Consider the following 24926-nt stretch of genomic DNA (forward strand, 5'->3'; position numbering starts at 1 on the left):
AAACGGCTCTTTTGATCTTTCTAATACAGAGAATTAAAGTCCCAAGTAGTCTTCTACGGCTGCTTGCATGTCTTTGGCTGCCACGCTTGTACGATGGCGAACCGGTGCAGTTTCAAGGCCGTCTACAGCCGGTGGCACAGGAACACCTGAGAGTGTGTGTAATTTAGCCAAGGCTTCGAAATCGCCTAGACCTGTCTCGCCTGTCACCGCTTCTACTGCTACAACTGGGAATTTGTAAGGACTTGCTGTAGAGGCAATGACTGTTTTAGCAGTATCCCCTGTTTGGGTCCGGTATTTTTGGTAAACGGCTGATGCTACGGCTGTATGAGGGTCTTCGATGTAATCAGACGCTTCATAGACCCGCTTGATCTCTGCAGCAGTTTCTGCTTCATCTGCGTATGCAGCCGCAAACAAATCTAAGATGTCTGCATCAAAGTTGGACAATTGGTACTGACCTGTTGCAACAAGGCTTTCCATCAATTCTTTGGTCTTTGTGGCATCATTGCCTACCAAGTGGAAAATCAAGCGTTCCAAGTTTGAAGAGACCAAAATATCCATCGATGGGCTAGTGGTCACCTTGAACTCACGTTTCTTATCATAGACATGTGTTTTGAAGAAGTCTGTCAAGACATTGTTTTCATTTGACGCACAGATCAATTTCCCAACTGGAAGACCGATTTGTTTGGCATAGAAAGCTGCCAAGATATTTCCAAAGTTTCCTGTTGGAACAGTGAAATTGACTTTTTCTCCCGCTGTGATTTGGCCTGTCTTGACCAATTGAGCATAGGCGTATACGTAATAGACAACCTGAGGCACCAAACGACCAATGTTCATAGAATTAGCTGATGAGAATTGCATCTTGTTGGCTGCTAATTTTTCACGGAGCGCCACATCATTGAACATGTGTTTGACATTAGTTTGGGCATCGTCAAAGTTTCCATCGATGGCGATGACATGGGTATTATTCCCCGTTTGAGTCGTCATTTGCAACTCTTGCACCTTGCTGACACCATCTTTTGGATAAAAGACAATAATCTCTGTTCCTGGAACATCGGCAAAACCTGCCATGGCAGCTTTTCCTGTATCTCCAGAAGTCGCCGTCAAGATGACAATTTTATTTTCCAAACCGTGCTTTTTAGCTGCTGTTGTCATAAAGTAAGGCAAGATCGACAAAGCCATATCTTTAAAGGCAATAGTGGAGCCGTGGAAGAGTTCCAAATTGTATTGCCCATCGAGTTTGACAAGAGGAGCAATAGCTGGGGTATCAAACTTGCTGTCATAAGCATGAGAAATACAGTAGTCCAACTCTTCTGCTGTAAAGTCGTCCAAAAAGGCTGACAAAACAAGCTTGGCCACTTCTTGGTAAGAAGCGTCTTTGAGGGTATCAAAATCCAGCTCTACTTGAGGATAAGAGACTGGAGTAAACAAACCGCCATCTGTCGCCAATCCTTGAAGGATGGCTTGACTAGCTGTTACAGTATTTTTTTCATCTCGTGTTGATTGATAAACTAATGTCATGACTGTTTTATTCCTTTACTAGTAGTCTTCTCATTATATCATAAATGTCAGAAAATTTAACGGCTTTTCGCCAAATCTTGGCAAAGGTCGGCAAACAGAAGCTAGATAAAAGAGAGCAGGCGCAACGACTTTGCTCCTACTCCCATGCGAATCTCTTTTACAGGTATCTGAAAGATTTGATCAAGCCAATCCCAACTCTGCCAAAACAGATGGGAAGCCTTTCTTCAAGTTTTCAAGAGCTACCGTTACTTCTTGACGAGTTTGGTTATTTTTCACAGTAACTTGACCGCTCTCAACTTCACTACTTCCTAAGGTAATCAAGGCTTTGGCCGCAAAGACATCTGCTGACTTAAATTGTGCCTTGAGCTTACGTCCAAGATAGTCACGTTCTGCCTTGAAACCTTGGATTCGAAGGGCTTGAACCAAGCTAAGCGCTGCTTCATTGACCTCATCTCCTAGGACAGCGATATAGGCATCTAGGCCTGTTTCGATCGGTAATTCAATGCCTTTCTTTTCAAGAACGAGAAGGATCCGTTCCACACCGATACCAAATCCAAAACCAGCTGTCGCAGGGCCACCGAAGTATTCCACCAAACCATCATAGCGACCACCCGCACAGACTGTCAATTCATTGCCTTCAATTTCTGTAATGAACTCAAAAATCGTGTGGTTGTAGTAATCCAAGCCACGCACCATATTGGTATCGATGACATAGGCTACACCTAAATCTTCTAACATCCGACGAACCGCATCAAAATGCGCTTGGCTTTCTTCATCTAGATAGTCTAGGATGGAAGGAGCCTGTTCAACCGCGGCCTTGTCTTCTTTTTCTTTTGAATCCAAGACACGAAGCGGATTTTCTTCTAAGCGACGTTGGCTGTCCTTAGACAATTGATCCTTCATTGGCAAGAGGTAATCAATCAAGGCTTGACGATAAGCCTGACGACTAGCAGGGCTTCCCAAGGTGTTCAAGTGCAAGGTCACATTGTCAATTCCTAGTTCTTTCAGGAATTGCGCTGCCATGGCAATGGTTTCGACATCCGTTGCAGGATTGCTCGATCCAAAGCATTCTACCCCAATTTGGTGGAATTGACGCAAACGACCTGCTTGAGGACGTTCGTAGCGGAACATTGGACCTATGTAATAGAACTTACTTGGTTTTTGTACCTCAGGCGCAAAGAGTTTATTTTCTACATAGGAGCGGACAACAGGAGCTGTTCCTTCTGGACGAAGCGTGATATGACGGTCTCCCTTGTCATAGAAATCATACATTTCTTTGGTGACGATATCCGTCGTATCCCCTACTGAACGGCTGATGACTTCATAATGTTCGAAGATCGGTGTGCGGATTTCATCATAATTGTATCGCGCAAAGACCTTGCGTGCAAAGCCTTCTACATATTGCCATTTCGCTGAATCGCCAGGAAGGATATCCTGGGTCCCTTTTGGTTTTTGTAATTTCATAGCCTTCATCCTTTGTCTTACTTTTGCCTCTATTTTACCACAAATTCGAAGAGAAATGGAGGCTGGACCGAATTTCCTTCGTTCGACACGTTCAAATCCTCTTTCTCTTCTTGCCTTATCAGCCGAATTATGAGAAAATGGAAGCCATACTACACTGAAAGGATCTTGCGATGAGAGAGGATATCAAAATCAATGACCGCGCCCTGGCACTAGAGAAGCCGTTAATCGAAAAATTGGAGCTTGTATTTGATACCGATGTTGAGTTAGATGTCTATAACCTAGGACTGATCTACGAGATCCATCTAGATGAAGCCGGCACTTGCAAGGTGGTTATGACCTTTACCGATACGGCTTGTAACTGTGCTGAGAGCCTTCCGATCGAAATCGTCGCTCGCCTAAAAGAAATCGAGGGGATCGAAGATGTCAAGGTTGAAGTAACTTGGTCACCCGCTTGGAAAATTACACGAATCAGCCGATACGGGCGCATCGCCCTTGGCCTTCCACCACGATAACAATCATTACCATTTAATAAACGCAGTCAACTAATGAAGGAAAGCCTCTTTGGAAATCCAATCCATAATAAAAAAACGAGGAACACCAACTCTGCCATCAGAGTTTGTTCCTCGTTTTTATAATGTTTGAATCCATTCAAACTTTTTCACTACCAGAATGGTCTAAGCCTGATCAGCTTTTGGTTCAGGAAGGATTTGGTACAACACGATTCCTAGAATGGTCGACGTTGCCACACCCGTGATTTGAAGACCACCGAGGTCAATCATCAAACCACCGATCCCTGATACTAGGATCACACTTGCAATCAAGAGATTCTTTTTATTATCAAAATCAATCTTATGTTCAACTAAAATTTTCAAACCGCTAGCAGCGATAACCCCAAAGAGGGCAATAGACAAGCCTCCCAATACAGGAGTTGGAATGGAGTGCAAGAGTGCTGATAGCTTCCCAATAAAGCTCATGACAACCGCAATCACTGCTGCGCCTGAAATAACGTAAACTGAGTAGACCTTACTAAGGGCCATAACCCCAATGTTTTCCCCATAAGAAGTTACCGGAGGAGCTCCAAAGAATCCAGCAATAATCTGTGCTAAGCCATCACCAGTAAGCGTATGGTCTAGTCCTGGATCCTTGAAGTAATCACGCTCAGTCAAACTATTTAAAACCATGAGGTGGCCAAAATGTTCCGTCATGGTCACAAAGGCAATCGGAGCCATGGTCAAAATTGCACTTGGATAGAGCTTAAAACTATAATCCACAAATGGAATGTCAAAGTTTGGAACTTGAATCCAATGCGCCGCACTTACCTCTGAGAAATTGACAAAACTATGTCCTGTCATCAAACCAAGAGCCAATGAGAAAATATAGCCCACAATTAATCCAAGTAAAATTGGGACGACACCGACAATCTTCTTGCCATACATGTTAAAGAGGATAACCGCAAAGAGGGTCACCATCGAAATCAATAGAGCATAGCCACTGTAGCTATTATTTAAGGTTGTCGCATCAGTGACGGCATTCTTCGCAAGACTCAAACCAATTACCATGATAATGGGACCAACCACGATTGGTGGAAGGACCTTATTAATCCAATCTTTACCCGCATGCTTAACAATTAGAGCTACAAACAAGTAGACCAAACCACCCGCCATGGCACCCTGGGCAACTGCTGCGATTCCATCTGTCTTCATCAACATCTGCATAGCAGCAATATAAGCAAAACTAGACCCCATATAAGCAGGAATCTTATACTTGGTCACGGTTAAGTGAGCCAAGGTTCCCAAACCAGATGAGAAGAGAGCAATGGCAGGATCAATTCCAACCAAAATCGGCACCAGTACTGTCGCCCCAAACATGGCAAACAAATGCTGGAAAGATAAACCAATCAATAAACCAGGTTTTGGCATATCATTCACATCATATTTAACGTCATTCACGATCGTAAAAACCTCCTAAAATTAAGATGCGACAAGCTATGGCTGAACAAAAACATCTACCTTCGATGACCAAATCGTAAGGATGCACTCCCTGCTTCCATCATCGACGATTTCTTTTTTATCAAACCACTTTTCAATATACAAAAAAATCCCCCACAACAAGGAGATACACAAAATATAGGCTGGTCTTCCCAGGCCTTTCATTTCCATGGCTCCTTGCCTGCCTCTCTGGACAGTATTAAAGGATTGATTCGATTAGTCACAATTATAGCAAATTATAGATGGATTTACAAGAAAAATAACAGATGATACACCCAAATCCCCCAAAAAGTAATATTCATACGTTTTAGCGACAGGGTTGAAAATAGCCACTCTGAACCCAAAAAAGAGGCTGGGACAAAAGTCCTAGCCTCTCAATTATTTTTGGATTGTCGAGCAAGACGCAGTGGTTGAGTGGACTCTACTACGCTGATTACATCAGCTTTTACAGCCCTACTCAACTGTGCGGAGGTGGGACGACGAAATCGAATTCTAACGAATTGCCGATTTCTGTCCCACTCTCTCTTTGGACAAAGTCGTCCTTGCAATTACTGTTTACCAGACTGTTCCATATTCCAGAAGTCGGTTACAGCACCACGTGATGCTGAAGAAACGATATGAGCGTATTTACCCAAAACCCCACGGCTATACAGTGGTGGCAAGGTTGTTTCAGCTTTACGTTTTGCTAACTCTTCGTCTGAGACGTGCATGGTGATTTCTTTGGTATCTTGATCAACTGTTACCATGTCCCCTGTGTGGAGGTAGGCGATTGGGCCACCAACCTGAGCTTCAGGCGCAATGTGACCGACAACGAGACCATAAGTACCACCAGAGAAGCGTCCATCTGTCAAGAGGGCCACCTTGTCCCCTTGACCTTTACCAACGATCATAGATGACAAGGACAGCATTTCCGGCATACCAGGACCACCCTTAGGACCTACGAAACGGACAACGACAACGTCGCCATCCACAATTTCATCCGAAAGAACGGCTTCAATGGCAGCTTCTTCTGAGTCAAAGACCTTAGCAGGACCCGTGATGTTACGAACTTTCACACCTGATACTTTGGCAACCGCCCCTTCTGGAGCCAAGTTCCCTTTCAAGATGATCAATGGACCATCCGCACGTTTTGGATTTTCAAGTGGCATGATAACTTTTTGACCTGGTGTCAAATCAGCGAAGGCTTCCAAGTTCTCAGCAACAGTCTTACCAGTACAAGTGATACGATCCCCATGAAGGAAACCATTCTTAAGAAGGTATTTCATGACGGCTGGCACACCACCAACATTATAAAGGTCTTGGAAGACATATTTCCCTGAAGGTTTCAAGTCCGCCAAGTGAGGCACACGCTCTTGGAAATCGTTGAAGTCTTCAAGGGTCAAGTCTACATTGGCCGCATGAGCGATCGCAAGCAAGTGAAGGGTCGCATTGGTAGAACCACCAAGCGCCATTGTGACTGTAATCGCATCTTCAAAGGCTTCACGAGTCAAGATATCAGATGGCTTCAGTCCCATTTCAAGCATTTTGACAACTGCACGACCTGCTTCTTCGATATCGGCTTTTTTATCAGCTGATTCAGCAGGGTGAGAAGAGGAACCAGGAAGACTCATCCCAAGGACCTCGATCGCTGTCGCCATGGTGTTGGCCGTATACATACCCCCACAGCCACCAGGGCCAGGACAGGCATTACATTCCAGTTGCTTCACTTCTTCAGCAGTCATATCACCATGGTTCCACTTCCCGATTCCTTCGAAAACAGAAACCAAGTCGATATCTTTTCCATCGAGATTCCCTGGAGCAATAGTCCCACCATAAGCAAAGATCGCTGGGATATCCATATTGGCAATGGCAATCATCGAACCAGGCATGTTCTTATCACAGCCCCCAATGGCTACAAAGGCATCGACGTTGTGACCGCCCATAGCAGCTTCGATAGAATCCGCAATGATATCACGTGACGTCAAGGAGAAGCGCATCCCTGGTGTCCCCATAGCGATCCCATCCGCAACCGTAATGGTTCCGAATTGAACCGGCCAAGCTCCTGCATCTTTCACACCTTCTTTGGCCAATTTCCCAAAATCATGGAGGTGGATGTTACAAGGGGTGTTTTCAGCCCAAGTAGAGATTACCCCTACGATCGGTTTCTCAAAGCTTTCATCGGTCATTCCCGTCGCGCGAAGCATGGCACGGTTGGGAGATTTTACCATGCTATCGTAGACACTACTACGATGGCGTTTGTCTAATTCTGTCATGTCATTCCTCTCGTTATATTTTTTACCATTATAGCATAAAAGAGGCCACAAAGATAGGCAAGAACTTTGGAGAAGCAGACGACAGAAAAGTTTCTTTCAAAAATTTCAATTTTTTTGTCAAGTAACTTTACTTTACAAAAAAGTTTTGTTATACTGTTACAGTTGATGAAAATCAAACCTAATTGAATTTATATCTTAAAAGGAGAAAAACGAAATGGCAGTACCTGCACGTCGCACATCAAAAGCGAAGAAAAACAAACGTCGTACGCACTACAAAGTAACAGCTCCATCTGTAAACTTTGACGAAGCAACTGGAGATTACTCACGTTCACACCGTGTATCACTTAAAGGATACTACAAAGGACGTAAGATCGCTAAAGCTGCATCAGCTGAATAATAGAAGGGAGATACCATGCGCGTAAATATTACACTTGAACACAAAGAATCTGGTGAACGCTTGTACCTTACTTCTAAAAACAAACGTAACACTCCAGACCGTCTTCAATTGAAGAAATACTCACCAAAACTTCGCAAACACGTCGTGTTTACTGAGGTTAAGTAAGGGGTTCAGTACACGTCAACAGGCGTCAAAATATTGATTTAAAGCGATTTTTGAATTTTTGGATTTCAATAAATTGTGCTACAAATCAATAAGAACTCTACCTTTTACTCTACCTTTTTAGATAAATATATCATTTGGATATTGAAGTTAAGCCCTGCTATCATTTCGATGGCAGGGCTTTTTGATTTTTTATGTTTTTGCAGAGCTTTTATATTCCAAGTTACAATTTGTAGCTTTTCATATATTCTCACCTAAAAAATGTCTCTTTCTTAGATTTTTATTCCAATTACTGAGGCAAGCAATTTAATTCCTTCTGCTAAATCAGGGGTTAAGGCAACAGTAGTTGCGATGAATTTCATTGTATTAAAAGCTGAAGTCAAAATTGCCTTTTTAGGTTGTACTTCTTGAACCTCATTTTTAACAATCTCTAAGTTTTGCTTGAGTACTGATTTAGATTCACTATTTCCTATTGTTTCAATAGCATCCTCCACATTCTTTATGGCTCTAAAAATTTCCTCTTTATTAATGATATTTCCTTGCTCAGCATTAACTGTACTACCATGTTCAGCAATATTTACTTGTACTCCTGAACTATTAATCGTTATATAATATGAACTATCATTATCAAATCCCATATCGGTCGCAATATCCTTAATATACTCCTCAATTTCTATAACAAATGGATAAATCAACCTATCACCAAATGCTTTTGCCATATCTTGATATTTTTTACTATGTGCATAGTACCGTCCAAAATCAGTTGTAGACAACTTTTTAAGGGCAATATAGTCAAAAGCTCTATATAAAAGATAAGTTCTTCTACGGCTATCAGCCCCCAGTTCTAAAGCTTTACTTCCATATGAGGAAGCAATTTTATCGAGTTCTGATTCTAACCCCTCTATATCATAAGCTAAGCTCTCAACATAATCAAATATCAAAGATGTCCCCTTAACATAATCTATAAATTCTATTAATGCATCTGTCTGTTCTCCGAAATAAGCATTCATCACATTTGAAGCCAATGTTCTAAATCTTCTGCTAATTTTTCTAAGTTCTTTTTTATTAATCTCCATCTACTAACTCCCCACAAAACGGACAATAACCGCCTTCGAATTTTGTTGTAGTTCGTAATTTTACTACTTTATCACAACACAAGTATTTTTTCTCTTCGAAGTCTCCAACCTTTCTTCCAATTGGCATTTCTGATTCCCTAGCTATCTTCTTACTTCCTTTAAATTGTATATTTTTATTGTTTCTAAATGTTCTCTCCATATCCTTCGAAAAATCATTTAATAAATCAGCAACATAGTTTTGAATTATATTTTCTGCCAAATCATTTACATCATCATCTAAATAATTATCACTCTTGAGACCACACTTAGGGCACCAAACATCTATCAAGCTATCATCATTTACATCTTGGACTTGAATCATAAATTTTTCACTACAAATTGGACATTTTAAAACAACAAATCCATCATTATCACTAGGAATAGGTATTTCAAAAATTTTATCACTTGACATTGTAATCCTCTCTATAACTTTTCCAATTTATCTATCTTTAAATAAATAAAACCCCTTTGTAATACAATAAAAGATAACTAACAAACAAAGAATAATAAGGCTAGGTTGCCAAAAACCTGCTATTTCTGCTAAACTCTGCCCTAAACGTTGCCCTATAAAGCTTACTAACATTAACACAATAGCATTAAAAATTACAGAGACCAATGAAATTATTATTGAGTGCATTATTGCTTCTGCAATACGTATTTTAAAAAGTTGTAATTTTGTTATGCCCAATATTTGTAACTGTCTAATATCTTCAATGTCTTTATTAGAAGATAATATTGTGATAGAAATAAAACTAGTAATAATAAGCACAATTGGTGCAGATAGATAGGCAATGAAGGAGGCTCTTGCTTCGTGGACACTATTTATAGTATCCATAAATGAGTACATATTTCTGGTATAGAGGATGAATCCAGAAATGAGAGTTATCCCCATAGTCATCGAAGTCTGTATACTCTTCAAATAACTAGGATTGTATAGTAGGTTCCAAAAACTTGTATTGATTGCATAATTTTCAGATGGGAGAATCTTCATTAATAATTTTATTAAACAAATCTGGGTGGACGGAGATAGAACTTGAATAATTAATATATGAGTAATCAATAAAAATAAAATCATACCAGATTGTATCACAATCACTTCTCTATTATTGGTAAAACCTGCTGAAATAATAATACCTATACACAATAACCATAAGAATAGACGAACAGAAATATTAATAAACTTAGTCGCCTTAACTCTCCAATTTCTACCATTTGATTTTGAATTTGATTCTTTTTTTAATAATCGAATAGAATAAAAATAAGCTCCTAATCCAACAATTGTTGGTACTATTAAAATACTCAATAATACAGTCTGAATATTGGATGTAATAACCAAATCAGGTAATTCATCTCTTCCTAATAAATTTTGTAAAAATTTATAGTAACTATCTGTCACAACGAAGGAAAGGATTGTCCCAAAACTGCTAACAATGACTGCCATTATAGAAAATTGACCAGCTACAAGTAAAGATAGCTGAGATTTACTCGCACCTAAGATAGTCCATAACTCGTAGTCCTTTCTAAATATGTCTATTAGCAATCTTATATTATTTGAAATGAGAAAAAATAGAGTAGTACCTCCAAATATAATCAACATCTGAAAAAGTTGCGAAGCATTAATATTTGAAGTTCTTGATGAGCTAGTAATGCCAAATAAAGATGTCCCAACAATCAGGCTAGATACAAGTAATAATGGAATTGTCCCAAACCATTGTCTCTTTGAATACTGAAACTGATACACAATAAGTCTTAACATATACTCTCACCTCACTTGCCAATAGTTTCAAGAGCCTGATAAAGTTCTTCTGCTGATGGATTAGTAATTTCTTGCGAAATGTAACCATCTTTTAAAATAAATGCTTTATCTGTTTTAGATGCAAGCTCAATGTCATGTGTAACCATTAAAACACACTTCCCCTCATCAGCCATCTTTCTAAGCGATTCAAAAATCAAGTTCCGAGAAATACTGTCTAAAGCACCAGTCGGCTCATCAGCAAAAATAACCTTACTATCTGATAAAATAGCACGAGAAATAGCAATTTTCTGCTGTTCTCCTCCTGATAGTGTTGATACTAATGACGATAGGTCGGCTTTAAAATTCAGATTATCCAATAAGGTTTTTACTTGATTCCTATCGGCAGTCTTCCCTGAAAGTCTTAGAGGTAGTGTAACATTTTCCAATGCTGGTAGAGCAGGAACTAGATTATAATTTTGAAAAATAATAGCAATGTCTTCACATCTAAATTTAGCCAGTTTGCCATCTTTTAGCCTATATGGATTCACACCATTTATAACAACCTCGCCACTAGATGGCTCTGATAAACTTGCTAAGCAATTTAGCAAAGTTGACTTTCCTGAGCCACTGATACCTAATATGGAGATAAATTCACCATAATCCGCGGATAATGTCACTCCCTTTAGTACCGACACCTTCTTATTTTTTTCCAGTAGAAAATCTTTTGTTAGGTCAATTGCATTAACAGCTACATTATTAAACATAGTATCCTCCTAATTTTAATTTTTTACTAAATGTTATTTTCGGTTAATAATTTACTAAATTAAAAATACATTAATACTATTCATGAATCCCCGCATTATCAAGTGATTCAAATAGAATGGAATCCACATTTAAACTTCTAAATATTTGATGTATTCGCCTAGAAATCTTATATCTGAACATAGCTGAATCACTTATAAATTCTGTATCTTTTGATAAAGCAATCTCAAATTTTGTCAGTTCATATTTTTCAAATGAATAAATAGATTTTTTTAGCCCTTGAACTAATTCATCTCTAGAGAGCGATTCAGCATTTTCTGATAAATATTTTTTAATTAGCTTGTTTTTTATGATATCACCATCAATCACATATTCAAACGGTTGGCTAAACACTTGAAAAGTATTATTGAATTTTTCAAGAAGCCCCTCATTTATGAGTACACTCTCTAATGCCATTATTTGTGAGGGATAAATGAATTCCCATTTTTTGAAAAAATTTGAAATCTCTTGAAATCTTTGCTTTTCAACATCTCGTGCTGATTGATGAATAGATACTTTGTCATTAACATTTTGAATAAATTCATCTATCACAGAAAACATTTCGTTTTGGAGGCTTTCTTGGGTTGATTTTTCTGACAGCCTAGAAAGGATTTCTTTGGGCGAATGTGGGTCAAGATAAAGAATTTTCGTAGGGTATTGTCGCCTCTCTATTTCGTGTTTCAATGCAAAAAGATATGGTTCTGTCATTAAAAATGGAGTTTTCCCTTTGCCAAATGATCCATTCAGTTCCTCATAAATCTCCCTCATTTCAACTTTATCAACATCATTCAGCAATTCATCAAAAGCTGATAAAATTATACTCTGCTCCAAATCCGAATCCAAGAAAAGCTTATCATATTTGGGAAATACATGTAGTTCCTCATAATACTCTTTTTCTGTTCCATCGCTATAATCTAGATAGAATTGTTCTTTTTGAGGCCAACCATAAATAGTTTTGATAAACCAGTCATCGTCAGACTGGTCTTTTTTTCGTTTATGAATTTCCAAATAAGTGCCGATAATGTCTGAACGCAATATCTTTTGAATCTGACTACGTTTCATGGTTAAGTAATCACCATCTTTATCGTTATCAGGATTCCAATGCTTTCTCAACTCAGATTCAGCTTCCTCATATGTATACCATTTATTAGCTTCAATAATCTCTTTTACTTTTTGTTTGTCTTCCTTAGATAGCATGCGATTTCTGCCTCCCACTCATTTATATTTTACCATTTTCTAACGAAGAGCATAATACAAAACCTCATTAGATTTTGAGTAAGATAATAGTGTAAGAGAAATCTTGCAGAAATATTTAATACAGTCCCAAATGGTGGCCACCAAATGGAACGGATTGAAACAGATATGATGATATAGCGATAAAGGTTATATCTTGTATAGAATTGTTTCGCCGTCTATTTGGTGTGCCATTTTGCACCTATCGGCAATCAATTTTTGCTCATATACGCTTCTTTCTGTTCCTAAAACAGGCTGTTAGAAGAGGTGTATATGCTAACACATTACCCAACAAACGCCGAATTAGTAGCTAATCTTGAACCAGATAAACAAGAGTTTTGGTTGAAAATTCTAAATGACATGGATAAAGAAGAAGCAAACTATCAACGTAAAATTAGATACCATCAAGTATCCAGTTTAGACTTCATTGTATCCAATGATGGACGTGAAACGACACTTCAAGAACTTATTCAAAGTAATTCTTGTTCTGGTGAAGACTATACCATCATGGAAGTTGAAGAGCAACTTTATTGTGAGGCATTAGCTGAATTAGATGAAAAACATCGTATCGTTTTTAAAGCTATATTTGAAAATGGTCTAAATGCTACAAAAGCTAGTCAACTAGTTGGTCGGTCTGATAAGACTGCTAAAAAGTACTATAAGGAAGCCTGTAAACAGGTTCTTAAAAAAATACAATCATAATAAATTAACTAGTAGTCAACAAAAAGACTACTAGTTTTTTTCAAAAAATTCCGAAAACCATATCCTGAATCTCCTATATATAGGAGGTGATAGATATGACCTAGATACAGTATCCAGCCCATGATTAAAACCGAGCATGGCTCATTCACATTATTTTCTATTTACACAGGAGGAACTGCCGATGGCATTCAAAATGAAAACCACAAAAGGTGGTTATACAACTACGTTGGCTGATAAAATTATCAGTCAAAAACAACCGATTTACTCACTTAGTACCGAACTTGAACCACAACAACGGTTTGAAGAAGGAAAACCAACCGGAGAAATCGTAGCCTATAAAGCATGGTTTGTACAGGAAGGGCAAGACCCTTTCCAAGTAAAATTTGAAGATACGATTGAGCTTCCAGCTTTTCAATCCATGATTCAATTTGACACTCTACAAGCCTGCGAAGTAAAATATAACATTTACTTCCGAGCAAATGGTATCAAGGAGGTTCGGTAATGAGTTCACAATCTCGTGATGTGCTGAACCCATCTTACCTGCAATCTTACCTGCTCCAGAGCCTAAAATGCAGGGAGAAACCAGCTACACCAATTCTTTTAATATTGTTATTCAAGAAGACGGGTTTATCTTTGTCCCTCGTCTGCCATGTGCCTATATCCTTGATGATGACTTGTACAAAAAAATCTATCTGATTGCCAATGCTTCACTTTATCCACAATACACACTCCTAAAACAAAACGCTACCTATTTTGTCCCTCTAGAAACGGATGACTTACACATTAAACGTGGTTTATTCTTCCCTTGGAAACGAGGAATTTCAGAACGTTTAACTATTCCTGATTTGGATAAATTTTCAGCTAGCCTACCACAAGGAAAAATTCCCATTATGAAGCACTTTGAACTAAACCTTGAAAAGATAAATCACTGGGCTATTGCTGGAAATTCAGGCTCTGGGAAAAGCTATGCTTTAACGTACTTTTTGAGTGTTCTGAAACATATGTCTGACTTAATTATAATTGACCCAAAATTCGATACACCAAGCCGATGGGCTAGAGAAAATCACATTGCGGTTATCCACCCTGTCGAAAATCGTTCAAAATCCGATTTTGTTTCACAGGTTAATGAGCAATTAAGTCAGTGTGCAACTCTCATTCAGAAAAGGCAAGCTATCTTGTATGATAATCCTAACCATCAATTTACCCATCTAACCATTGTCATTGATGAAGTGCTTGCTCTATCAGAGGGAGTCAATAAGAACATCAAAGAAGCCTTTTTCTCCTTACTCTCACAGATTGCCTTGTTGGGACGTGCTACCAAAATCCATCTCTTTTTGGTAAGCCAGCGTTTTGACCATAACAGCATTCCCATATCAGTAAGGGAACAGCTTAACGTATTATTGCAAATTGGAAATATCAATCAGAAAACCACCCAATTTTTATTTCCTGACTTAGATCCTGAAGGGATTGTTATTCCAACTGGACATGGTACAGGTATCATTCAAGTTATTGATAATGAACACCCTTATCAGGTTCTCCCTCTGCTCTGCCCAACTTACTACACTAAACGAGGTATCCTATGACAACTAAAACCTATTTCATGAGAAGTTTCAATTTCATTCTGAATCTGCTTCTCATCGCTCCTATCTTGTATTTGTTCGGTTGGCTTTTCAATAGTCTATCTATTCAATTGAATACCAATACTCTGTTCAAGTTGGAGACTGTCACAACTATTACTGATAAAATCAGTTCTATTAGTTACGGACTAGCTCTCATTTGCTTGTCCTTATCCTTGGTATTGATTGGAATAGAAATTGTCAAACGGTGGAAAACAGACAGACTTATGAACTATGCGAAATCTATTTATCATACTTTTTCTCTTAGAAATTTCTTATTTCAACGTGAAAAAGTGCAGAAAGTAACAAGTCCTGAACATCAGACTGTACCAACATCAACCCCTGTAAACAACGGATTTAATCTAGCTGTCCGTAAATGTATGGTTGATATTCAGACTGATTCTGTCACTATCTTCATCAAAGTTCCAAGAGACCAACAGGGACAAAAAATTCTAAAGGATATGGAAGCACTATTAAAAGAGGAAATTGCTAGTCAGCATACTGATTACTATTTCTCAGCTCCTATTCGAGTCGGCAATCAATTATGGTTCACTGGTAAAAAACGTTAATCTTTGGGGGCTGTGGCTTGCATTAGCAAGAGCCAAACAGCCCCCCTTTTTATTATGTTCCATTCAACTATGAGCTATTGGGGTTACTACGACCCCCAATAGCTCAATAATCAATAATCACAAATTTTGTTCAAAAAATTCCGAAAACTGCACTCATATTCTCCTATAGATAGAACGATAATAACAAGCGAGGTAAAGATATATGGCAAAAGAACAACGTTCAACCAAATGGACATTTCTCTTTTACAAGGAGAGTGTTCCTGAAGACTACTTGAATATCTTAGAGGAACTTCATATCCCCTTTATTCTTAGTCCTTGGCATGATAAGGACGTCAATAGACAAACAGGAGAGTTCAAAAAGTCGCACAAACACGGTGCTTTCTTCTTTGATTCGTTGAAAAGCTATTCCCAAGTGTCAAATATCATCAGCGATAAACTAAACGGTCCAGCACATGTCGAAGTTGTTATGTCTCCAACAGGTTTATTTGACTATTTTACACATGCAGAAAATCCTGACAAGACCCCTTACAATATCGAAGATATTGAAGTTGGTTGTGGCTTTGATTTGGATAAATTCTTAATGGAGGCGAAGACATCAGATTTTATTCATGAAGCAGTTGATATTATCGAAGAAAATGACTTTACCGAATTTGAAGAGCTAGTTTGGTATGCACGAGCAAACAATACAAATTTGTTAGGACTCATTATTGAACGCACCTATTTCTTCGCCAAATATCTAGATTCTCGACGGCATAATCCAAATCGGTTCCAAGCTACCAATGCAGAGGAGAAAGACAGCGATGAATAACGAAAAGTTAGAACAAATTGAACAATTATTGCAAACACTTATCAAGCTCATTCAAATCAAAGAGCAGAACAGACCGCTAGAGATAATTCAACAACGAGAATTACTGAAGCAGTTGAATATCTCTCCGAATACACTAAAAACTTGGGAACAAAAAGGATTAAAAAGATTAGAACCTACAATTGAAGGAACACGAACTGTCTTCTATTTACTAGATGATGTTATTAACTTCTTACAATCCTAATATTGAAAATTTGTGCTAAAATAGTTCTATCTAAAAGAAAGAGTGGTAACTATTTTAGCCTACTTCAATATCCCTGAAGAAAGGCAAACATGGAAACTGAAACAATTATCCATAATGGCAAAAAGGTCATTAAAAAAATCAAAAAAGATAAATCCATTTCATATACGCTGAAAGGAGCATTTCTTGGTAAGGATGTTAAAACTGGTAAACAGGTCACAACAACTATTACTGCAAAAACACTTAAGCAACTTGATAGAGAAGTTATTCAAGCTCGCTTAGAATTTGAAAGAAATAGATTTACTCGAAAAGAGAATGTGTCTATTAATACGCTGGAAGATTTAGCTGAAGCTTGGTTTCAAGCTTATCAAACTTGGGTTAGTTCACATAATACATTAAATAGGGTAAGGGGCTACCTAGATAATTATATTATTCCTAAATTCGGAGATTACAAACCAGGTAAAATTGAATCTGCCGATATTCAGCTATGGTTAAATGACCTAGCAAAGAAATCAAAAAAATCAGTTGAATCTGGTGTGAAGCGTGCAAATAAAGGATGTGCAAAAGATTTCGGTGCTGTCATCCATAAGTTGAAAGATATTTTTGACTATGGCATTACTAACTATGGTCTGACCTCTAACCCTGTCAACACTATCAAGATTCCACCCAAGCCCAAGTCTAGCAAGCAACGTATCATGGTTTTACATGATGATAGTCTCGCTAGGTGGCTTAATTATCTTGAAAGTTTAGATAACAGTAGAGCCAATCGACGGTTTAAGTTGATTTGTAACACACTCTTAGCTTCAGCCTTGCGTATAAATGAGTTACTGGCATTGACAATTGATGATTTGAACTTCGAAGAATCCTCCATTAGTGTCAACAAAACATTACTTTGGAAAACCGCTAACAAAAAGACTGGAACAAAAGGGAAAGTCATCTGTAAAGCAACTCCAAAAACCGATGCAGGTAATCGCTCTATTCCAGTTCCTTTGTCTATACTTGAAGAACTTCGAGATTTTCACAATGAAATGAACGAGTATCTTAAATTACACAATAAACCTGAAACAAAATTGATTTTCCCAACAATATACGGAAACTATATGTGTGATAGAAACGAGCGAACAACTCTCAAGAATAGATTAGCAGGTCTAGGATTACCAGATTATGGTTTCCATTTATTCCGACACACTCATGCTTCAATGTTGCTTAATGCTGGCACAAACTGGAAAGAACTCCAAGTCAGAATGGGACATAAATCAATTTCAACTACAATGGATACTTACGCTGAATTAGCACCACAACGAAAGTTAGAAGCTGTGGGTATTTATCTTGATAAGATTGCTGAACTAACGCAATAACTACTCTACCATTCGCTCTACCTTTCACTAAGGAACATTACAAAAACGTTGATATATAAACGTTTCTAACAGCTAAAATAGATAATACTTAACCTTTACAGAAGTTAAATAATTGAGTTTAAAAAGTCGTTGAAAATCAATTTCAACGACTTTTTTCTTTTTGCCAAATGCAGTATATTGCACTCTATTTCAATTCAAGCTCTGGCTTTTTCCAAAAATTAAGTTGGGAAAATATTGTCTTTCCATGATATTTGCATTTAATGATATGAACGCTACTAAAATTATATATTATTATACAACTTTATATTTAATAATATAGGAAATCTCTAAAGATAGGGCTTTTATCACTCACGAAAACTTTAAAATATTCGAACCTCTTATCTGAACCTGAAATCAAAAGTTTAAAGTCTTTAGTTTCATTTTTCCATATATATTCTATCTCAAATTGATAACTATAGTCATACGCTACGTATCTATCTAACAGTCCATTAATTTTATTAGCAGCATATTTTTTGATTCGATCTTCTTCCTATAGAAAACCTGATTTTTATATCTTATCTATTTTAAGTCAATACCACTATGACCTTTTCTCACAGAAATCATAAAATCATGATAATCTCCTGGAACATCGTTTTCTGAATCAGCCTCAGTTAATCCCACATAATAAGAATCTTTTACTTCCTCTGCACTCTTTGAGAAGAAACCTTCTCTCAATATCTTTTGAGTTTTTTCTAGTTGATAGGACATTGAGTCTTTGGCAAGCTGTTGTACGGCAAATGTTAAAACCATCTGCATTTGATTTTTGCTATACTCATCTCGATCATATGTCCCAAAAGTGTAGTTCACTACCCTTGCCTTTGGTTCCTTATAGTTTGATGCAACGACTGCATCAAACTGTTTTTGTACATCTTTGATTGTTTCATCTAAGCGTTTCAATTTTTCTCTCACGTCAGCGGAGTTTTTCGCGTCCCACGATAGCTGTATACCTTCCTTCTTCATTGATTCTAATTGAACCTCCATCCTTTCCCTGAGCTGTTGTTTTTGGCGATAAAAATTACGTTCATGAGCTTTTTTTGCAATTTCGAGTATCTGTTTGTCATTCTTCCCACTAAATTCACCAAGATCTATATCCAGTCCCGAATAAGCTACCACATTCCCTTTCCCATCAAAATGATACACAGCGGTAACTGCATCATATGGATTCAAAGTAACTTTTTCCCCATGATGAACATCAATCCATACAGAATCCGTTTTCAACTCTTCCGTCATTTTTATCCCTTTAATTTTAATATGTAACCCTTCACAAGCGACCAACACTACTGCTATCAATGATAGAAAGACTAATTTCATCCATGTCTTCATTCTAATTTCTCCAAAATTAAATTCTTCCAAATTATTATACCATATACTGATATTTATAGCTTTTTCTCACTTTTTTAATATACTTAGAAGCAAAATATCCATTGAAATAATCATACATACTACAACTCTGAGAGATGACTCCTTTGAAAAGTAACTCTTAATGGTAATATACATTCTGTTAGCTCTCTTCGTTAGTTTTATCATATCTTCAGTCTTATATATCGATTTTAAATGGTGGATCACTCTGGCTGTGAATGCAAGTTTTCTGTTCTCCTATCCAAAATCGAAAAACAACCGGAAAAGAAATCGTTCACGACTGCTTCTTCTCTGGTTGTTTTTTATACTAACGATTTTTCCGGCTTAATTGATAAGAGTACATCATAGGGATAAACACAATGGCGAGGATGACCAGCACCAGTACATAAGAAAGCGCGAATTGAAGGCCTGCTTCAAGTAGGAGGATCAAACCTCCGAGGACCCACAACTTCCCTGCCAAGCGATGGGTTTTGTGCCAGTTATCTTCACTCTGTAAGGTCCAAGGCAGACGGATTCCAACCGTGTGATTCACTTTTAGCTTAGGCATGTAATTGCCCATGATTACAAAGATGAGACCCAGCAGAACCGAAACAAAAACTGATGGATTGGTAGTAGATCCTAGCGCCTTGCTATAGATGAGATAGGAGGTACTTAAGGAAACGATTGGGGTCAACCAGTAAATCGCTCTGATCATTTTTTCATTCATAGCGCTATTCTTAGAATCGCGACCGATCATAAAGATCATAAAAAGATGCACCATGAGATCGAAAATAGGAAGACCAAACACAACCAGGGGTTTCGATTGGAAGTTATTGGCCTGGCCAGCAAAATTGAAGTGAATCGGGATTTGGTTAGGCAATTGCGACCAAATCATCAGCCCCCAAAGTATGGGGAAAAGTATCACCATAGAGGTTAATATCAATAGTTTTTTATTCGTTTTCATCAGTAGAGTCTCCTTTCAAATCAACGAGCCAGACCATTAAATCCTCCAAGACAGAAGTATTGAGTTCATAGTAGATAAAATTCTTCTCTTTTTCCTCTCGAATTAAATCTGCCTGCTTGAGGAGGCTTAAATGATGGGAAATGGTCGCTCCTGCTACATCAAAGTGGCCAGCGATATCACCAGCAGATAATTTCCCCGCCTTTAGCAGTTCTAAGATACTTCTTCTTATCGGATTCGATAAAGCTTTAAATGTTTGCGCAAAATTCATTCTCTATCTCCTCTAATCTATTTAGAAATGTTTCTAAATAGATTCTAGTACTTTCGGATGGGTTTGTCAACTCTATTTAGAAAAAAATCTAAATAGCTTCTGTTGTAAAAAAATATCAGACCTAAGACCGATTCTTATAAACAGCGTCTTTTCTTAAGTTTTCTTTAAGAAATCAGCCTTATAATAAAACCATCAAATGAAGACCTCCTAACTTTGTTTGATAGAAAATCCTAAACTTTTTCATAATAATCTCCCTATAAGAGCCACCAAAACCGGTGGCTTTTTCTATGGGAGTGAGACAGAACAATTATTTAAAATTGTTCGTTGTCTCACCCCCGCACAGTTGATTAGGTTATCTTTGGAGCTATAAGAGCGAACAAAGATACCAATCAACCACTGCGTTATACAATTATTACTAACCTATTCTTAGTGAGTCAAGTCCAATAGGGGCTTAAACGAGCTTAGGTACGTTGATGCAGTTCGAACGACAGTGAGAACTACGTTCCTTAGAATGGAATAAGTAATTTTACTGTTTGGAATGATGATTAATGCATTTTGTCAGACTTAAGACCTATTTTTTAAACACAACCTTTTCTTAAGATTTCTTTAAGCAAACCGCCTTATAATAAAACCATCAAATAAAGACCTCCTAACTTTGTTTGATAGAAAATCCTAAACTTTTTCATAATAATCTCCCTATAAGAGCCACCAAAACCGGTGGCTTTTTCTATGGGAGTGAGAACTACGTTCCTTACCCTTCATTTGTACAAATACTCCAATTTATACTCGATCTATGTTATAATGAAGAGAATTTTTGTCTGAGGAGGATTTATGAAAAAAACACATTCTACGCTATTCATCCCGGGCATCATTATGCTTGGGATTGTTTTACGAACACCATTTACTACGCTTCCGACGGTCTTGTCTGACATCGCTGCTGGTTTGGGGGTAGATGTGAGCTCTCTGGGACTATTGACTAGCTTACCACTTCTCACGTTTGCCATTTTCTCACCTTTTGCGATTCAATTTGCTAAAAAGTTGGGGATTGAGCGCCTCTTTTTCCTAGTTTTGATCGCGATTACGATCGGATCTGCCATTCGGATTATCAACCTCCCCTTCCTCTATCTGGGAACCATCTTGATTGGAGCTGGCATCGCCTTTCTCAATGTGTTGCTTCCAAGCCTGATTCAGGCGAACAGACCCCGCCAACTAGGCATTCTGACCACTTTGTACATCACTTCTATGGGGATGTCCACAGCGATCGCCTCTTCTGTCGCTGTTCCGATCACCAAAGCCACTTCTTGGCAAGGTTTGGTCAACATCTTGACAGCCTTGTGTGCTCTTGCTTTGGTCATCTGGATTCCTAACCTTCGCTACAACCACCGACTCAAAAAGGCTGCTACTACGGAATCTAGTAGCAAGTGGTATACCAATAAATATGTCTGGGCTATCATGATTTTCGGAGGATTGCAGTCACTACTTTTCTATACAAGTATGACTTGGCTTCCGACCATGGCTGTTCAAGCTGGCCTTTCAAAGGTTGAATCTGGACTACTTGCCTCCGTGTTTACCCTGATCAGTCTCCCATTCTCCTTGACGATCCCAAGTTTAACGACACGGTTATCCGATCGCAATCGACGCTTGATGCTTGCCATTGTTGTCGGAGCAGGGATTCTGGGGGTAGCCATGCTCTTAATCCCGACCAGCAACTTCTTCTACTGGTTGGTATTAAATGCCCTAATTGGAAGTTCCGTTAGTTCGCTCTTCCCTTACCTCATGGTCGCTTTCTCCATGAAATCCAGCACACCTGAAAAAACAGCCCAACTTTCTGGACTTGCCCAAACAGGAGGCTACGTCTTTGCAGCCTTTGGTCCCATCCTCTTCGGCTACAGTAAATCTCTTTTCCACTCTTGGACACCTGCCATTCTTATGCTACTGGTCTTAACCATTATCATGGCGATTGCCCTTTATCAGGTGGAAAAAGTCGATCATATTTTATAACCATCGTCTGGCTGAAAGATTCGTCTTCCGGCCTTTTTTGTGCATACAAAAAAAGAACTAGGCACTTGTCCTAGTTCGAAGTTTTATTATCCGTTAAATGAGATATGTACGTGGTCGTTGTGGTTTGCTGTATCTCCACCACGGTCCGGCATTTGGTTCCATGTATTAGCTGGTCCGTAAATGTTATTTACTGGCATGTAGAATTGTTGTTTCCAGATAATATATGAGATACCTGCACGGTCCATGTTATCAATCGCATACTGTGCAACTTGATCTCCAAGCTCTGAATTTGTTGGAACCATCACGTCTACTGCAAGTCCTTTACCATGGTCTTCTGGATCCCCTTCACGGTAACCACCGATGTTTGTGATACCGAATTTCGCTGCAATTTCTTGACGGAAAGCTTCCGCTTGAGGTTGAAGATTTGGATCAGTTGGAATAGCATTACCAGTTGTTGGAGTTGATGCTACTGGTTGTACTTCAGGTGCAGCTGTCGTTTCTGCTGCGGGTTGTGCTGGAGCTTCTTCTGCTACTGGAGCAGATTGAGGAGCAGCTGGAGCTTCAGGAGTTGCTGGAGCTTCAGGAGCAGCAGCTGGGGCTGCTTCTTGATTTTGTACTTCAACATTGACAGCTGGAGCACCGTAGTTTGGTGTTTCTGGAACAGCTGGTTGTGCTGGTGTTTCTGCTGCTGGTACTTCAACTACAGGAGCTTCCGCTGGGGCTTCTTGAGTTTCCGCTGCTGGAGCTACTGGAACAGCTTTGTTATCTTCGTTTACTGGTTTAGACAAATCGTTGACAGCGACTGTTTGGTCATCAACTGTCACTTGGTTTGTTGTCAAGTCAGCACTTGCAACGGTTGCATCTGTCGCACCTGCTTGAGGAGTTTGGATTTCAACTGAAGTTACTTCTTTTTGATCATTTACTGTTGTTTTCAATACAGTACCTGGGTAGATCAAATCCATGTTGCTGATGTTGTTTAAGTTTGCCAACACATGAACATCGATTCCAAGCGCTTCTGCGATCGAACTCAATGTATCACCATATTTGATGGTATAAGTTTGTTGGTTTTCACCGCTTTGTTGGATATCATGTTTGATTTCATCTACTGAGCGAGCTACCCAATCTTCAAGTGTTTCTGCAGTGGCTTTTGTAAATGGAATCACTGCAAGAGCTACTGTTGAAGCGATCAAGGCTTTCGTATTAACTTTTAATTTCATCTTTTATCCTCTTTTTTCTTTGTTTTTTTGCTCAAGATTTTCTTGGACAAATTAACTACCATACTATCTTATCACAATTTAAAAATAATAAAAGGCCTTTTTGGCTATTTAACAAAACTGTATTTTTCTTGTAACATTTCGTCTTTCTTGTCACATTGTTACAAACTAGTAACATAAAATTAGGGTCCTGGAAGAAGAGTTCGAGGGCGCAAAAAAAGCCTCATCAAGGAGCGGTTCCTCGATGAGGTTCTTGTATTTTTTAAGTAATTGAACATAGCTTTTTACGGCTTTGTATCTTATAACTGAACACGCCCTAAATGCTGTGTGATAAACGCAAACTGTAATAGTACTAACTTCAAAGACACAGTAGCTGATTGGATTTTTCTCTCGCTTTAAGAGCTCGGAAAAATCCTAATCAGCCTTGTGGGGGCAGGACAACGAAGCATTCTATACAACAGTGCTTCTGTCCTGCTCCCTATTTTCACTTTGCTTTTTACGGGCTTTGTATCTTGATGTATCTTATTTTACCTTCATGATTCTGACGAGGTTGGCGCGTTCGGCTTCTTCGAGTTTCATTTCGATATAATAGATAGTCTCTTTGAGGTCTGGGATGGTCGCATACTCGAGTCCGTTCACTCGACGGCGGGTTTTCTCGATTTCATCTGCCATGAGTTGGCAGCTTTTTTCGATTTCCGCTAACTTGAGCAAATCTGGGAGTAGATCCCCCATTTCTTGGATCGTGCTATCCATTTGACTGTTGGAGGCGAGGTAGCTATAAACCACGTCCCCTTCATCCTCTCCGTATGGATTATCGATACGGGCATGGAGCTTGGGCACGCGCACACTCATGACATTTTCTTCCTCGATGTGTAGCATCACTTCTCGAGTGGGAACGGCAAAGATTTCTTCTACCATGAGGTCGCTCTCTAAGGACTTGGCCATCACGAAATCTTGCATATTGCCCACCAGCGCTGCCTCCACCTTTTGGCGCAGACGATTATTCTCACGCACAGCTTCAATAAAACGGCGCATGAGTTCATCCCGCTTGTCCTTGAGCAACTTGTGCCCCCGGGTTGCTGTCTTGAGGCGCTCTTTGAGAATATTAAGCTCCATCCGAGTTGGTTTTACATTTAATCGTGCCAT

24 protein-coding genes and 2 pseudogenes are annotated in these 24926 nt (G+C 38.8%); 11 read left to right on the forward strand and 15 right to left on the reverse strand.

The window, feature by feature from the left end; translation table 11 throughout:
• Positions 1-33 precede the first annotated feature (33 nt).
• The gene (thrC, locus tag RDV49_RS01780) at positions 34-1518 is read right to left on the reverse strand and encodes a threonine synthase (RefSeq protein WP_003009533.1); all 1485 of its coding nucleotides are present in this window, start codon (positions 1516-1518) and stop codon (positions 34-36) included.
• Between the two features lie 180 nt (positions 1519-1698).
• On the reverse strand, positions 1699-2982 hold the full coding sequence (hisS, locus tag RDV49_RS01785) for a histidine--tRNA ligase (RefSeq protein ID WP_037608229.1): 1284 nt from the start codon (positions 2980-2982) through the stop codon (positions 1699-1701).
• A gap of 170 nt (positions 2983-3152) precedes the next feature.
• On the opposite strand from hisS, the gene RDV49_RS01790 reads away from it, so the two are divergent.
• Positions 3153-3494, forward strand: a complete 342-nt coding sequence (locus RDV49_RS01790; RefSeq protein ID WP_003002323.1) for a metal-sulfur cluster assembly factor — start codon at positions 3153-3155, stop codon at positions 3492-3494.
• Positions 3495-3656: 162 nt separating this feature from the next.
• Here RDV49_RS01790 and RDV49_RS01795 read toward each other — a convergent pair whose 3' ends face one another.
• Both RDV49_RS01795 and ilvD read right to left on the reverse strand, forming a co-directional pair.
• On the reverse strand, positions 3657-4931 hold the full coding sequence (locus RDV49_RS01795; protein ID WP_003009526.1) for a uracil-xanthine permease family protein: 1275 nt from the start codon (positions 4929-4931) through the stop codon (positions 3657-3659).
• Positions 4932-5518: 587 nt separating this feature from the next.
• A complete protein-coding gene (gene ilvD / locus RDV49_RS01800; RefSeq protein ID WP_003009522.1) occupies positions 5519-7222 on the reverse strand; it encodes a dihydroxy-acid dehydratase in 1704 nt (567 codons plus the stop codon).
• A gap of 214 nt (positions 7223-7436) precedes the next feature.
• Here ilvD and rpmF point away from each other — a divergent pair, with 214 nt between their 5' ends.
• Both rpmF and rpmG read left to right on the forward strand, forming a co-directional pair.
• The gene (gene rpmF, locus RDV49_RS01805; protein WP_003009516.1) at positions 7437-7619 is read left to right on the forward strand and encodes a 50S ribosomal protein L32; all 183 of its coding nucleotides are present in this window, start codon (positions 7437-7439) and stop codon (positions 7617-7619) included.
• A gap of 15 nt (positions 7620-7634) precedes the next feature.
• Entirely contained in the window at positions 7635-7784 is a 150-nt protein-coding gene (gene rpmG, locus RDV49_RS01810) for a 50S ribosomal protein L33 (RefSeq protein ID WP_001265622.1), read from the forward strand.
• Positions 7785-7862: 78 nt separating this feature from the next.
• On the opposite strand, the pseudogene RDV49_RS10395 reads toward rpmG, so the two are convergent.
• The 6 genes and pseudogenes from RDV49_RS10395 to RDV49_RS01835 all read right to left on the reverse strand — a co-directional run.
• Positions 7863-7966 (reverse strand): annotated as a pseudogene (locus RDV49_RS10395) (FanG protein); the annotation flags it as partial.
• 87 nt (positions 7967-8053) lie between these two features.
• Complete coding sequence (locus RDV49_RS01815) at positions 8054-8857, reverse strand: hypothetical protein (RefSeq protein ID WP_003009509.1); 804 nt, start codon at positions 8855-8857, stop codon at positions 8054-8056.
• Positions 8847-9308 carry a hypothetical protein gene (locus RDV49_RS01820; RefSeq protein WP_003009506.1) on the reverse strand — a complete coding sequence of 154 codons (462 nt, stop codon included), beginning with the start codon at positions 9306-9308 and terminating at the stop codon, positions 8847-8849. The genes RDV49_RS01815 and RDV49_RS01820 overlap by 11 nt, the downstream gene beginning before the upstream one ends.
• A gap of 27 nt (positions 9309-9335) precedes the next feature.
• Positions 9336-10652, reverse strand: a complete 1317-nt coding sequence (locus tag RDV49_RS01825) for an FtsX-like permease family protein (RefSeq protein WP_003009502.1) — start codon at positions 10650-10652, stop codon at positions 9336-9338.
• A gap of 11 nt (positions 10653-10663) precedes the next feature.
• Entirely contained in the window at positions 10664-11395 is a 732-nt protein-coding gene (locus RDV49_RS01830; RefSeq protein WP_003009498.1) for an ABC transporter ATP-binding protein, read from the reverse strand.
• A gap of 76 nt (positions 11396-11471) precedes the next feature.
• Positions 11472-12629 carry a hypothetical protein gene (locus tag RDV49_RS01835; RefSeq protein ID WP_003009495.1) on the reverse strand — a complete coding sequence of 386 codons (1158 nt, stop codon included), beginning with the start codon at positions 12627-12629 and terminating at the stop codon, positions 11472-11474.
• A 309-nt stretch (positions 12630-12938) separates the two neighbouring features.
• On the opposite strand from RDV49_RS01835, the gene RDV49_RS01840 reads away from it, so the two are divergent.
• The 7 genes and pseudogenes from RDV49_RS01840 (at position 12939) to RDV49_RS01870 (ending at position 17956) form a co-directional block, all read left to right on the forward strand.
• On the forward strand, positions 12939-13367 hold the full coding sequence (locus tag RDV49_RS01840; RefSeq protein ID WP_003009492.1) for an RNA polymerase sigma factor: 429 nt from the start codon (positions 12939-12941) through the stop codon (positions 13365-13367).
• A 181-nt stretch (positions 13368-13548) separates the two neighbouring features.
• Positions 13549-13869, forward strand: coding sequence for a hypothetical protein (locus RDV49_RS01845; protein WP_037608226.1), 321 nt, complete (start codon positions 13549-13551; stop codon positions 13867-13869).
• A pseudogene (locus RDV49_RS01850) lies at positions 13869-14950 on the forward strand (P-loop NTPase family protein). The gene RDV49_RS01845 and the pseudogene RDV49_RS01850 overlap by 1 nt, the downstream one beginning before the upstream one ends.
• On the forward strand, positions 14947-15552 hold the full coding sequence (locus RDV49_RS01855; protein ID WP_003009483.1) for a DUF502 domain-containing protein: 606 nt from the start codon (positions 14947-14949) through the stop codon (positions 15550-15552). The pseudogene RDV49_RS01850 and the gene RDV49_RS01855 overlap by 4 nt, the downstream one beginning before the upstream one ends.
• Before the next feature lie 202 nt (positions 15553-15754).
• A complete protein-coding gene (locus tag RDV49_RS01860) occupies positions 15755-16360 on the forward strand; it encodes a replication protein (protein ID WP_003009480.1) in 606 nt (201 codons plus the stop codon).
• Positions 16353-16601, forward strand: coding sequence for a hypothetical protein (locus tag RDV49_RS01865; RefSeq protein WP_003009477.1), 249 nt, complete (start codon positions 16353-16355; stop codon positions 16599-16601). The genes RDV49_RS01860 and RDV49_RS01865 overlap by 8 nt, the downstream gene beginning before the upstream one ends.
• Before the next feature lie 89 nt (positions 16602-16690).
• Positions 16691-17956 carry a tyrosine-type recombinase/integrase gene (locus RDV49_RS01870; RefSeq protein ID WP_003009474.1) on the forward strand — a complete coding sequence of 422 codons (1266 nt, stop codon included), beginning with the start codon at positions 16691-16693 and terminating at the stop codon, positions 17954-17956.
• Between the two features lie 558 nt (positions 17957-18514).
• Here RDV49_RS01870 and RDV49_RS01875 read toward each other — a convergent pair.
• From RDV49_RS01875 to RDV49_RS01885, 3 genes are all read right to left on the reverse strand, one after another.
• Complete coding sequence (locus RDV49_RS01875; protein WP_003009470.1) at positions 18515-19318, reverse strand: hypothetical protein; 804 nt, start codon at positions 19316-19318, stop codon at positions 18515-18517.
• A 343-nt stretch (positions 19319-19661) separates the two neighbouring features.
• Entirely contained in the window at positions 19662-20297 is a 636-nt protein-coding gene (locus RDV49_RS01880) for an SdpI family protein (RefSeq protein WP_003009468.1), read from the reverse strand.
• On the reverse strand, positions 20284-20565 hold the full coding sequence (locus RDV49_RS01885) for an autorepressor SdpR family transcription factor (RefSeq protein ID WP_003009465.1): 282 nt from the start codon (positions 20563-20565) through the stop codon (positions 20284-20286). Before RDV49_RS01885 ends, RDV49_RS01880 begins: the two co-directional genes overlap by 14 nt.
• An 831-nt stretch (positions 20566-21396) precedes the next feature.
• Between RDV49_RS01885 and RDV49_RS01890 the strand changes: the two genes are divergently transcribed.
• On the forward strand, positions 21397-22566 hold the full coding sequence (locus RDV49_RS01890; RefSeq protein ID WP_003009461.1) for a CynX/NimT family MFS transporter: 1170 nt from the start codon (positions 21397-21399) through the stop codon (positions 22564-22566).
• Between the two features lie 86 nt (positions 22567-22652).
• Here RDV49_RS01890 and RDV49_RS01895 read toward each other — a convergent pair whose 3' ends face one another.
• Together RDV49_RS01895 and RDV49_RS01900 are read right to left on the reverse strand one after the other, a co-directional pair.
• Entirely contained in the window at positions 22653-23783 is a 1131-nt protein-coding gene (locus tag RDV49_RS01895) for a LysM peptidoglycan-binding domain-containing protein (protein WP_003009458.1), read from the reverse strand.
• Positions 23784-24302: 519 nt separating this feature from the next.
• The gene (locus RDV49_RS01900) at positions 24303-24926 is read right to left on the reverse strand and encodes a V-type ATP synthase subunit D (RefSeq protein ID WP_003009455.1); all 624 of its coding nucleotides are present in this window, start codon (positions 24924-24926) and stop codon (positions 24303-24305) included.

It is taken from the genome of Streptococcus parasanguinis, assembly GCF_031582885.1.
GTDB lineage: Bacteria > Bacillota > Bacilli > Lactobacillales > Streptococcaceae > Streptococcus > Streptococcus parasanguinis_M.